This is a genomic window from Streptomyces sp. F001 (assembly GCF_004187715.1).
GTDB lineage: Bacteria > Actinomycetota > Actinomycetes > Streptomycetales > Streptomycetaceae > Streptomyces > Streptomyces flavusporus.
In genome coordinates, this window is sequence record NZ_QZWF01000007.1 from 1 (window position 1) to 11,233 (window position 11,233).

The following is an 11,233-nucleotide window of genomic DNA, read 5'->3' on the forward strand; positions in this document are numbered from 1 at the left end:
TCCCCCAGCCCGCCCCCGATGGGGTCGGAGACGACCGCAAGCCGCGAGCCGTCGGCGAAGACGGCCTCGACGTGCACCTCGGTGACCACGTCCGCGACGCCGGGCAGCACATCGTCAGGGCCGAGAACGCACCGGCCCCGCTCCACGGCCTCGGCGAGCCGGGCCCCGTCGCGGGCGGCCTCGCACACGGCGTCCGCAATGAGCGCGGTCGCCTCCGGCACATTGAGCCGCAGTCCCCGGGCACGACGAGCACGGGCCAGCTCGGCGGCCCCGAAGAGCAGCAGCCGATCACGCTCCGTGGGGGTCAGTCTCATGACGCGGGCACCTCCTTGCCGTTCCCCAACTTAGAGCAGCACTCTAAACGACTGACTCCTGGAACCGGAACCCTTGATAGGCAGCTTGAAGCATCAAGAATTGAGCACCGCTCAAACAACCTGACGGGTGTCGCATGGACGCAGGCCGGCATCACACAGCCCGTTGGGGGTGCCCCCTCTGGGGGAGTTTGAGGACGAGGCCCGTTCAGGGCCGAAGCGGGGGCCTGGGGACGGCAGCCCCCGGCGAGGCCCACACCCGCACCGGGTGCGGACCAAACGCCGGGGAGCGAAACACACCGTCAGCCAAGCAAATGCATCCACCCGTGCTGATCCACGGCAGTGCCCCGCTGGATGTCGAGGAGCGCCTGGCGGAGCCGCAGCGTGGCCTCGCCGGGCTCGCCCCCGGAGTGCTGCCACTCGGCGCCGTCGCGCTTGACCGTGCCGACCGGGGTGATGACGGCGGCCGTGCCGCAGGCGAAGACCTCGGTGAGGGAGCCGTTCTCGGCGTCGCGCTGCCACTGGTCGACGGAGACGCGGCCCTCCTCGGCCTCGTAGCCGAGGTCACGGGCGACGGCGAGCAGGCTGTCGCGGGTGACGCCCTCCAGGATGGAGCCCGTCAGAGACGGCGTGACGATGCGGTCGCCGTACACGAAGTACAGGTTCATGCCGCCGAGTTCCTCGACCCACTTGTGCTCGACCGCGTCGAGGTAGCAGACCTGGTCGCAGCCCTTGGCGGCGGCCTCGGCCTGGGCGAGGAGGGACGCGGCGTAGTTGCCGCCGGTCTTGGCGTCGCCCATGCCGCCGGGGACGGCGCGGACCCGGTCCTCGGAGACCCAGATGGAGACCGGCTTGACGCCGCCGGGGAAGTAGGCGCCGGCCGGGGAGGCGATGACCAGGAAGAGGTACTCGTTGGCGGGCTTCACGCCGAGGCCGACCTCGGTGGCGATCATGAACGGGCGCAGGTAGAGGGACTCCTCGCCGCCGTGCGCCGGGACCCACGCCTTGTCCTGCCGGACCAGCACGTCACAGGCCTCGATGAACGTCTCGACCGGCAGCTCGGGCATCGCGAGCCGGCGGGCGGAGCGCTGGAAGCGCAGGGCGTTCTGGTCCGGGCGGAAGGTGGCGACCGAGCCGTCGGGCCGACGGTAGGCCTTGAGGCCCTCGAAGATCTCCTGCGCGTAGTGCAGGACGGTCGTGGCGGGGTCGAGGGAGATCGGCGCGTACGGGACGAGCTGTCCGTCGTGCCAGCCGCGGCCCTCGGTCCACTTGATGGTGACCATGTGGTCGGTGAAGTGGCGGCCGAAGCCGGGGCTGGCGAGGATCGCCTCGCGCTCCGCATCGGAGAGCGGGTTGGCGGAGGGCTTGAGCTCGATCGTGGGCGTCGTCATGAGTGGTTGTCCTTCACCGGTTGTAGTGACGGGCCGCGCTCACGCCCCGTACTGCCAGTGGCCAGTGCTAGGACGTCCGAGCATTCCCTCATTCCGCGGCTCCGCGTTCGATTATCGCGCGCGGGTTGCCGTGGACGAAAAACGGCGTGAAGTGCGGCCCAGGGGTTGATGGTCGCACCCGGCCGGGACAGAGAAAAGCCGCCGGGTGCGGATTGCGACCCGGCGGCCTTCGAAAGATCTGCGGTGATCTGCGGTGATCTGCTGCGAGATTTCGAGTGGCGCGGGTCAGCCGGCTACTCGTACGGCGAGCGCGTCGCCGATCTCGGAGGTGCTGCGGGCCGGCTTGCCGACGCGCTCCGCGAGGTCGGCGGAGACCGCGTCCTCGATCCGGGTCGCCTCGGACTCGTGGCCGAGGTGGCGCAGCAGCAGGGCGACGGACAGGACCGTGGCGGTGGGGTCGGCCTTGCCCTGGCCGGCGATGTCGGGCGCCGAGCCGTGCACGGGCTCGAACATCGAGGGGAACTCGCCGGACGGGTTGATGTTCCCGCTTGCGGCGACGCCGATGCCGCCGGAGACGGCCGCGGCGAGGTCGGTGATGATGTCGCCGAAGAGGTTGTCGGTGACGATCACGTCGAAGCGCTCGGGCTGGGTGACCAGGTAGATGGTGGCCGCGTCGACGTGGATGTACTCGGTGGTGACCTCGGGGTACTCCTCGGCCACCTTGTTGAAGATGTTCGTCCACAGGTGGCCCGCGAAGGTGAGCACGTTGTTCTTGTGGACCAGCGTGAGCTTCTTGCGGGGGCGGGCCTGGGCGCGCGCGAAGGCGTCACGGACGACGCGCTCGACGCCGTAGGCCGTGTTGACGGACACCTCGGTGGCGACCTCGTGCGGGGTGCCCTTGCGGATGGTGCCGCCGTTGCCGGTGTACGGGCCCTCGGTGCCCTCGCGGACCACGACGAAGTCGATCTCCGGCTGGCCGGCGAGCGGGGTGGCGACGCCGGGGAGCAGCTTCGACGGACGCAGGTTGACGTGGTGGTCGAAGGCGAAGCGGAGCTTGAGCAGGAAGCCGCGCTCCAGGACGCCGGAGGGGACGCTCGGGTCGCCGATCGCGCCCAGCAGGATGGCGTCGTGCTTCCTGAGGTCGTCGAGGTCGGCGTCGGTGAGGGTCTCACCGGTGGCGTGGTAGCGCTGGGCGCCGAAGTCGTACTCCTTGGTCTCCAGCTTCACATCCTGCGGGAGGACGGCGGAGAGGACCTTCAGGCCTTCGGCCACGACCTCCTGGCCGATGCCGTCACCGGGGATCACTGCGAGATTGATGCTGCGAGACATACGGGTACCGTACTCCTCGTCCCATGGGATGACACAGGGCGTCCGCGATACGGACACTCCGACAGGCGACGGCATCATCGTGTCGCCGCCCGTTCACCCGTACGTATGACGGGTGTTGGGGTGTGCTGGGAAGTTCACCCGCATGGAGACCCCTGATGTCGGCATTCCGCCACAGCTCGCCCGCCGGATGAGCATGGCGGAGCAGTACGAGTACCTGCACACCAAGGTCGTCCGGCGCCGCACCCTGGTGACGGCGGGCGCGGTGGCGGGCGGACTGCTGACCGGCTGCTCGGGGTCGGGGTCGACGCGGACGACGCCGAGCCCGACCGCCTCTCGCGCACCGGGTGCCGCCGTCGCCCCCTTCGGCCGCCATCTCGCGTTCGGCGCCGACCCGAAGACCCGGATGCGGATCTCCTGGCAGGTGCCCGCCGCGGTGCGCAGGCCGTACGTCCGGATCGGTGTCCGCCCCGACGACCTGGGCCGCAGGATCGAGGCCGAGATACGCGACCTGCACACGCCTGAGGTGCAGGGCGTGCGCGCGGCGGTCGAGCAGTACTACGTGCACGCCGCCCTGGACTCCCTCCTGCCCGGCACGACGTACTACTACGGCGTCGGTCACGACGGTTTCGACCCGGCCTCGCCCGAACACCGTTCCACCATCGGCTCGTTCCGCACGGCACCGGCGAAGGCGCGGTCGTTCGTCTTCACCGCCTTCGGCGACCAGGGCGTCGGCGAGGCCGCGGCCCTCAACGACAAGCTGCTCCTGCGCCAGAAGCCCGCCTTCCACCTCCACGCCGGCGACATCTGCTACGCCAACCCCACCGGCCGGGGCAGGGACTCGGACGCGTACGACCCCACACACTGGGACCTGTTCATGAAGCAGACCGAGCCGGTGGCGAAGTCGGTGCCGTGGATGGTGACGACCGGCAACCACGACATGGAGGCCTGGTACTCCCCCGACGGCTACGGCGGCCAACTCGCCCGTTTCTCCCTGCCGGACAACGGCTTCGACCCGCGCAGGGCGCCGGGCGTGTACGCGTTCACCTACGGCAACGTCGGTGTCGTGGCGCTGGATGCGAACGACGTGTCGTACGAGATCCCCGCCAACCTGGGCCACACGGACGGCCGGCAGACCGAGTGGCTGGACAGGAAGCTCGGCGAGCTGCGCAAGGCCGTGGACTTCGTGGTCGTCTTCTTCCACCACTGTGCGTACTCCACGTCCTCGCACGCCTCCGACGGAGGGGTGCGCGCGGAGTGGGTGCCGCTGTTCACCCGGCACGAGGTGGATCTGGTGATCAACGGGCACAACCACGTCTACGAGCGGACCGACGCGGTCAGGGACGGCCGGGTGGGCAAGCCGGTGCCGATCGGCGCGTCGACGGATCCGAGGCGGGACGGGATCGTGTACGTCACGGCGGGCGGCGGCGGCAAGGACCTGTACGGCTTTCCGACGGGCGTGCAGGAGAGTTACGAGGGTCAGGTCGCCGACGAGGACTCCGTGACCACCTTCCAGTGGACCAGGTCGCGGCGCGCGAAGACGGAGACGGTGGAGTGGTCGCGGGTGCGGTACCGGGGCTTCTCGTTCCTCTCCGTGGAGGCGGAGGCGGGTACGGCTCCGAAGCTGAAAGTGTCGGCGCTCGCGTCGAGCGGTGAGCGCATCGACTATTTCGAGGTGCGGCGCGGAGGGTAGCGGTCCGCGCCGCACCCCGGCGGGTGCGGCTCCCGGTCTGTGGGGCCGGTCCTTCAGTGGCCGGTCTCGCCGCCGTTGTCGCGGCGGTCGAGGGCGCGCTGGAGGGCTGCGGCGGCGTTCTTGCGGTCGGACTCGCTCATGCGGGAGGCGTGGCGGACTCGGCGGCGGACGGTCGTCTCGGCCATGGGAAATCGACTCCTTCGAGAATCCTGGAGTGCGGCAGGGGTCTACGAGACGCCGGGTGGGGCGGGGAGCGGTGCCGCAGGGGTTGCCTGCACGGGGCCCGGCTCACGACCGCCATTCGCTGGATCGAGCGAGACGTTCGGCTCCTACAAAGCTAAGCGAGGACGGAGCGTCTGTCTCCACAATTACTTGGGCTTCCTACTATCTGAGACGGTGGAGTACGTCACACGGCCGTGAGCTGGGCTTTCCCGCCCTTCGTGGTCAGAGCACGTCACCGTCCCGCCAGTCGAACAGCAGCTCGTGCGCGGGGTCGAGCGGGGCCGTGAGCGCCGGGCGTACGTACGTGCTCCCCTCCTCCTCGGGGAGGTGGACGACACCGGCCGGGCCGAGCGCGCAGATCCGCCCGCCCCAGACCTGCCAGCCGCGGGCCTCGTAGAGCCGGGCGCCCTCGTCGCTCGCCGAGAGCGCACCGAAGTCGTAGGCACCGTCGACGACCCGCTCCAGCGCGGCCATCACCTGACTGCCCAGGCCGGTGCGGCGGACATCGGGCCGTACGCCGACGTTCTCCACGTACCCGACCCGCAGCCACCGGTCCCGGTGCCGTACGCGCCGCATGATCACCGCGCCGTGCGCGGCGAGGCCGGCGTCGTCGTGGACGAGGGCGTGCATGCCGCCGAGGCCGTGCTCCCAGTCCTCGTCGGTGAAGTCACCGTCGAAGGCGGCGTCGAGAAGGGCGCGGGCGGCACGGAGGTCGGCGGGGGTGAGGTCGGCGGTGTGGGCGATCACCGGGCCAGTATCACCGCGAAATCCGGTACCTCACCCCGCCCCACTCCCATTACCTTGGCGCGATGCCCGAACTACGCACGGACCGGCTGCTGCTCCGCGACTGGCGCGAGTCCGATCTGGCCCCTTGGGCCGCGATGAACGCCGACCCCGAGGTCCGCCGGTACTTCCCCGATGTCCTCACCAAGGGGCGGACCGACGCGGCCGCGGCCCGCTTCCAGGCCGCCCTGGAGCGCCGGGGCTGGGGCTTCTGGGCGGTCGAGGTCCTGGACACCGGGGAGTTCATCGGTTTCACCGGCCTGGACCCCGTGGAGGACGGCCAGCCCTTCACCGGCGTGGAGGCCGGCTGGCGGCTGGCCCGCCCGGCCTGGGGCCACGGCTACGCCACGGAGGCGGCCCGCGCGGTACTGGACTTCGGTTTCGAGCAGCTCGCCCTGCCGGAGATCCTCGCCGTCACCACGGCCACCAACCTCCGCTCCCAGGCCGTGATGCGCCGCCTCGGCATGACCCACGATCCGGCCGACGACTTCGACGACCCGGATGTCCCTGAGGGCCCGCTCCGGCGCTGCGTGGTGTACCGCCGTCAGGCGGCCCGTTCATAGCACGTCCGCCACCGCTCCCCGGAAACCCTGCGGATCCTCCGTCCACGGCAGATGCCCGGCGTCCGGCAGTACCACCCGGCGCACCCGTGGCAGGGCCCGCTCCAGGGAGTCCACGGCCGAGCGTGGGCGGATGTCGTGGGCGCCGTCGAGGATGAGGACGGGCAGGTCGAGCTCCCGGCAGGCGACGGACAGCTGCGCGGTGCCCCCTGTGCGTCTGCGTTCGGCGTTGAGGGCTTTGTTGCAGTCGGTGTTGACACCGAACCAGGGGTCGGCCAGGCGCCCGGCGTGTTCCAGCGCCCTCGCGCGGTCCACGAACTCCGCGGACCACTGCAGCACCGCCCGTTCCCGGCCCTCCGCGTCGGTCGGTTGCGGGCGGTCCGTCAACTCGCGCCATCGGGCGAGCCGTTCGGGGTGCTCACCGAGCCGGGCGAGGAAGTTCACCTTGTACTGCGGGTGCCAGTCGGCGTCCGGGCCGATGCCCGTGCCGGCGACGTACACCAGCGCGCTGACCCGCTCCGGGTGGGCGAGGGCATAGCTGAGCGCCAGTTGTGCGCCCCAGGAGTGGCCGAGCAGGGCCATGCGCCGCAGGCCGAAGTGGCCTCGTACGGCGTCCAGATCCGCCACGAAGCGGTCGGTCGTCCACGGGCCCGCGCACCGCTGCGAGCGCCCGCAGCCGCGCTGGTCCCAGCGGTGCAGCGTGGCCAGGTCCGCCAGCAGCTCCGCCACGTCCTCGAACATGTCCCACAGGCCGGGTCCGCCGTGGCACAGCACCAGCGGGGTGCCCGTGCCCGAGCGGCTCGCCCACAGCCGTACGCCGTCGTCGGTGGTGACCGTCCGCGTCCGCGTCATGGATGCCAGTCTGCATGGAAACCGCCCCCGTTCCGGAGGGGGGTTCCGGAGCGGGGGCGGAGTTCACGGTGCCGCGTGGGTGTCAGCCCATGTGCGGGTAGGTGTAGTCGGTCGGCGGGACCAGCGTCTCCTTGATGGCGCGGGTCAGGGTCCAGCGCATCAGGTTCTGCGGTGCGCCGGCCTTGTCGTTGGTGCCGGACGCGCGGCCGCCGCCGAAGGGCTGCTGGCCGACGACGGCGCCGGTCGACTTGTCGTTGATGTAGAAGTTGCCGGCCGCGTAGCGGAGCTTGTCCATCGTGTACGCCGCCGCCGCGCGGTCGCCCGCGATGACCGAACCGGTCAGCGCGTAGTCGGACACCGACTCCATCTGGGTCAGCATCTCCTCGTACTTGTCGTCCTCGTAGACGTGCACGGCGAGGATCGGGCCGAAGTACTCGGTGGTGAAGACCTCGTTCTCCGGGTCGGTGCACTCGATGACCGTCGGGCGGACGAAGTAGCCGACCGAGTCGTCGTAGGAGCCGCCCGCGACGATCGTGCAGGCCTGGTCCGACTTGGCGCGGTCGATCGCGGCCTTGTTCTTGGCGAAGGCGCGCTCGTCGATGACGGCGCCCATGAAGTTGGAGAGGTCGGTGACATCACCCATGGTGAGGTAGTCGACCTCGGCGGCGAACTCCTCCTTGAAGCCGGAGTTCCAGATCGACGCCGGGATGTACGCCCGGGAGGTGGCCGAGCACTTCTGGCCCTGGTACTCGAAGGAACCGCGGGTGAGCGCCGTCTTCAGGACCGCGCGGTCGGCCGACGGGTGGGCGACCAGGAAGTCCTTGCCGCCGGTCTCGCCGACGATGCGCGGGTAGGAACGGTACTTCTCGATGTTGGCGCCGACCGTCTTCCACAGGTACTGGAAGGTCTTGGTCGAGCCGGTGAAGTGGATGCCGGCGAGGTCGCGGTGCTCGAGCGCGACCTTGGAGACCTCGATGCCGTCGCCGGTGACGAGGTTGATCACACCCTTGGGCAGACCGGCCTCCTCCAGCAGCTGCATCAGCAGCACGGCGGCGTGGGTCTGGGTCGGGGACGGCTTCCAGACGACGACGTTGCCCATGAGAGCCGGGGCCGTCGGCAGGTTGCCCGCGATCGCCGAGAAGTTGAACGGCGTGATCGCGTAGACGAAACCCTCCAGCGGGCGGTGGTCGAGCCGGTTCCACACGCCCGGCGAGTTGGCCGGGGGCTGCTCGGCCAGGATCTGACGGGCGTAGGCGACATTGAAGCGCCAGAAGTCGATCAGCTCGCAGGGAGTGTCGATCTCGGCCTGCTGGGCGGTCTTGGACTGGCCCAGCATGGTGGAGGCGGCCAGCGTCTCGCGCCACGGGCCGGCCAGCAGCTCGGCCGCGCGCAGGATGATCGCGGCGCGGTCGTCGAAGGACATCGCACGCCAGGCCGGCGCGGCGGCGAGGGCCGCGTCGATGGCGTCCTGCGCGTCCTGCTGGGTGGCGTTGCGGTACGTGCCGAGCACGGCCTTGTGGTTGTGCGGCTGGACGACCTGGAAGGCCTCACCGCCGCCCATCCGCTTCTCACCGCCGATGGTCATCGGCAGATCGATCGGGTTCTCGGCCAGCTCCTTGAGCTTGACCTCCAGCCGGGCACGCTCGGGCGAGCCGGGCGCGTAGCCGTGCACCGGCTCGTTGACGGGGGTGGGGACCTGGGTCACAGCGTCCATGGGTTCCGTAACTCCTTACTGAGCGGTGTGTGCGGGTGTCAGCCCTTGGTGACCAGCGAGCGGGCGAAGAAGCGCAGGTTCGCCGGCTTCTCCGCCAGGCGCCGCATGAAGTAGCCGTACCAGTCGGTGCCGTACGCCGTGTAGACCCGCATGCGGTGTCCCTCGGCGGCCAGCCGCAGGTGCTCCTCGCTGCGGATGCCGTACAGCATCTGGAACTCGTACTCGTCGAGCTTGCGCCCGGCGCGCCGGGCGAGCTCCTGGGCGATGGAGATGAGGCGCGGGTCGTGGGACCCGATCATCGGGTACCCCTCCCCCTCCATCAGTGTCCGCAGGACACGGACGTACGCCTTGTCGATCTCGTGCTTCTGCTGGTAGGCGACCTCGGCGGGCTCCTTGTAGGCGCCCTTGACGAGGCGGACCCGGCTGCCGTTCGCGGCGAGGCGGCGGGCGTCGGCCTCGGTGCGGAAGAGGTAGGCCTGGATGACGCAGCCGGTCTGCGGGAAGTCCCTGCGCAGCTCCTCGTGGATGGCGAACATCGAGTCGAGGGTGGTGTGGTCCTCCGCGTCCAGGGTGACCGTGGTGCCGATCTCGGCGGCGGCCTCGACGACCGGGCGGACGTTGGCGAGCGCGAGCTCGTGCCCGCCGTCCAGCGCCTGGCCGAACATCGACAGCTTCACCGACATCTCGACCTTCTCGCCGAGCTCCAGCGGCTTGAGCCGGTCGACCAGCTCCAGGTAGGCGTCGCGTGCGGCGGCGGCCTGTTCGCGGGTGGTGATGTCCTCGCCGACGACGTCCATGGTCAGCTCGAGGCCCTGGGCGCTGAGGTCCTGAACGATCGGGACGATGTCGTCCACCGTCTCGCCGGGGATGAAACGGTCGACGACCTGTTTCGTCACCGGGGCCGCCGAGATCAGGCGTCGCATCCGGTCGCTGCGCGACGCGGCGAGAATCACGGGACCCAGCACGGGGCACCTCCTGGAAACAACCAACACAAGGCCGATACCCGACCATTCGGGTACGGCACGGAGAACCACCGTGAAACCTAAGGATCCCTCCGATCGTCGGCCATCGACAGCTGTCACGCATCCGTGCCACAGATCTCAGACAGATGTATGAAGGCTGCCGGGAAATGCGGCAGAATGCCCGGGTGACGTCGGGTTACGAGAGTGACTACCAGGAGCTGGTCGACGAGATCTCCGAGCTCCTGGGCGCCCCCGCGACGCTGGAGAACCGCGACTTCGAGCTGATCGCCTTCGGCGCCTACGACAGCGAGGGCGACCTCGACGCGTCGGCCCTGGACCCTGTGCGCGCCCGCTCGATCCTGACCCGGCGCTCCACGGCGGCCGTCCGGACGTGGTTCGAGGGCTTCGGCATCACCCGGGCCACGGGACCGGTCCGTATCCCGCCCACCCCGGAGGCCGGGGTGTACCGGGGGCGGATCTGTCTGCCGGTACGCCATCGCGGTGTGGTGCTGGGCTACGTCTGGCTGCTCGACAGCGAGCCGGGGCCCACCGACGCACAGCTGGCCGCCGCCATGGAGGTGACCGGCCGGATCGGGGCACTGCTCGCGGACGAGGCGCAGGCCGGGGCGGATCTGACCCGGGAGTTCCGTACGGCCCTCACAACGGAGCGCGGCTGGCAGCGCGACATGGCGGTGGCGGCGTTGCGGACGGCTCTGGGCCCGCGCGGTGAGGGCCTCCACGCCCTGGTGTGCGTCGCTCCCTGGCCGTCGGCCGACCCGGACCACGCGCCGTCGGCCCGTGCGGTGCCGCACACGACGGCCCTGTGCACGGTGCCGTGGGGTACGACGGGGCAGAGCCTGGCGGTGCTGGTGCGGCTGCGCTCGACGGACGTCCGCTCGCCGGCGCTGACGGCGGCGTCCCGGCTGCTGCGGGAGGGGGCGCGGGCCGGCGTCGGTGAGCCGCTCACCGGCCTCGCCGAGCTGGGCACCGCCTGGCAGCAGGCCTCGGCCGCGGCCCGCGCCGCGCTGGCCGAGCCCCGTCTGGGCCCGGTGGCCGAGTGGTCCGGCATCGGCCCGTACCGCGTGCTGACCACGCTCCCCCCGGACGCGGCCCACGACCCCGCGGTGGCCCCGCTGCTCGCCCCGGCCCACCGCGAACTGGCCCGCACCGCCGAGGTCTTTCTCGACCGCGCGGGCCAGGCCGGCCGCACGGCCGCCGAGCTGGGCGTCCACCGTCAGACGCTGTACTACCGCCTGTCCCGGGTCGAGCAGTTGACCGGCCTGGACCTGGACGACGGCGAGGACCGGCTGCTGCTGCACATGGCACTCAAAGGCGCTCGGCTCTGACCCACGGAAACACACGGCTCCGCCGACCGAAGCGTGCCCGACGAGCGTGATCCACAATATTTGAAAACGATTG

The 11,233-nt window shown here is 70.6% G+C and carries 11 protein-coding genes; 3 read left to right on the forward strand and 8 right to left on the reverse strand.

Going from position 1 to position 11,233, the window contains the following annotated elements:
- From ureA to StrepF001_RS24645, 3 genes are all read right to left on the reverse strand, one after another.
- On the reverse strand, nucleotides 1-314 hold a 314-nt coding region (gene ureA, locus StrepF001_RS24635; RefSeq protein ID WP_129800406.1), incomplete at its 3' end, for an urease subunit gamma.
- Nucleotides 315-613: 299 nt separating this feature from the next.
- On the reverse strand, nucleotides 614-1,702 hold the full coding sequence (locus StrepF001_RS24640) for a branched-chain amino acid aminotransferase (protein WP_129800407.1): 1,089 nt from the start codon (nucleotides 1,700-1,702) through the stop codon (nucleotides 614-616).
- A gap of 285 nt (nucleotides 1,703-1,987) precedes the next feature.
- Nucleotides 1,988-3,031 carry a 3-isopropylmalate dehydrogenase gene (locus StrepF001_RS24645; protein WP_129800408.1) on the reverse strand — a complete coding sequence of 348 codons (1,044 nt, stop codon included), beginning with the start codon at nucleotides 3,029-3,031 and terminating at the stop codon, nucleotides 1,988-1,990.
- Between the two features lie 142 nt (nucleotides 3,032-3,173).
- Here StrepF001_RS24645 and StrepF001_RS24650 point away from each other — a divergent pair, with 142 nt between their 5' ends.
- A complete protein-coding gene (locus tag StrepF001_RS24650) occupies nucleotides 3,174-4,721 on the forward strand; it encodes a metallophosphoesterase family protein (protein WP_129800409.1) in 1,548 nt (515 codons plus the stop codon).
- Nucleotides 4,722-4,774: 53 nt separating this feature from the next.
- Here the strand turns inward: StrepF001_RS24650 and StrepF001_RS49600 are convergent, their stop codons facing one another.
- Entirely contained in the window at nucleotides 4,775-4,906 is a 132-nt protein-coding gene (locus StrepF001_RS49600) for a hypothetical protein (protein ID WP_129800410.1), read from the reverse strand.
- A gap of 259 nt (nucleotides 4,907-5,165) precedes the next feature.
- Entirely contained in the window at nucleotides 5,166-5,690 is a 525-nt protein-coding gene (locus tag StrepF001_RS24660) for a GNAT family N-acetyltransferase (protein WP_129800411.1), read from the reverse strand.
- A gap of 62 nt (nucleotides 5,691-5,752) precedes the next feature.
- On the opposite strand from StrepF001_RS24660, the gene StrepF001_RS24665 reads away from it, so the two are divergent.
- Nucleotides 5,753-6,289: a GNAT family N-acetyltransferase gene (locus StrepF001_RS24665; protein ID WP_129800412.1), complete on the forward strand. Its 537-nt coding sequence runs from the start codon at nucleotides 5,753-5,755 to the stop codon at nucleotides 6,287-6,289.
- On the opposite strand, the gene StrepF001_RS24670 is transcribed toward StrepF001_RS24665, so the two are convergent.
- The 3 genes from StrepF001_RS24670 to StrepF001_RS24680 all read right to left on the reverse strand — a co-directional run bounded on the left by StrepF001_RS24670 (nucleotide 6,284) and on the right by StrepF001_RS24680 (nucleotide 9,817).
- Nucleotides 6,284-7,138, reverse strand: a complete 855-nt coding sequence (locus StrepF001_RS24670) for an alpha/beta fold hydrolase (RefSeq protein ID WP_129800413.1) — start codon at nucleotides 7,136-7,138, stop codon at nucleotides 6,284-6,286. The two genes, StrepF001_RS24665 and StrepF001_RS24670, sit on opposite strands and share 6 nt — an antisense overlap.
- Nucleotides 7,139-7,220: 82 nt before the next feature.
- Nucleotides 7,221-8,852: an L-glutamate gamma-semialdehyde dehydrogenase gene (gene pruA, locus StrepF001_RS24675; protein WP_129800414.1), complete on the reverse strand. Its 1,632-nt coding sequence runs from the start codon at nucleotides 8,850-8,852 to the stop codon at nucleotides 7,221-7,223.
- 38 nt (nucleotides 8,853-8,890) lie between these two features.
- Nucleotides 8,891-9,817 carry a proline dehydrogenase family protein gene (locus StrepF001_RS24680; protein ID WP_129800415.1) on the reverse strand — a complete coding sequence of 309 codons (927 nt, stop codon included), beginning with the start codon at nucleotides 9,815-9,817 and terminating at the stop codon, nucleotides 8,891-8,893.
- Nucleotides 9,818-9,981: 164 nt separating this feature from the next.
- Here StrepF001_RS24680 and StrepF001_RS24685 point away from each other — a divergent pair, with 164 nt between their 5' ends.
- Nucleotides 9,982-11,160, forward strand: coding sequence for a helix-turn-helix domain-containing protein (locus tag StrepF001_RS24685; RefSeq protein ID WP_206306939.1), 1,179 nt, complete (start codon nucleotides 9,982-9,984; stop codon nucleotides 11,158-11,160).
- The last annotated feature ends 73 nt before the right edge of the window (nucleotides 11,161-11,233 follow it).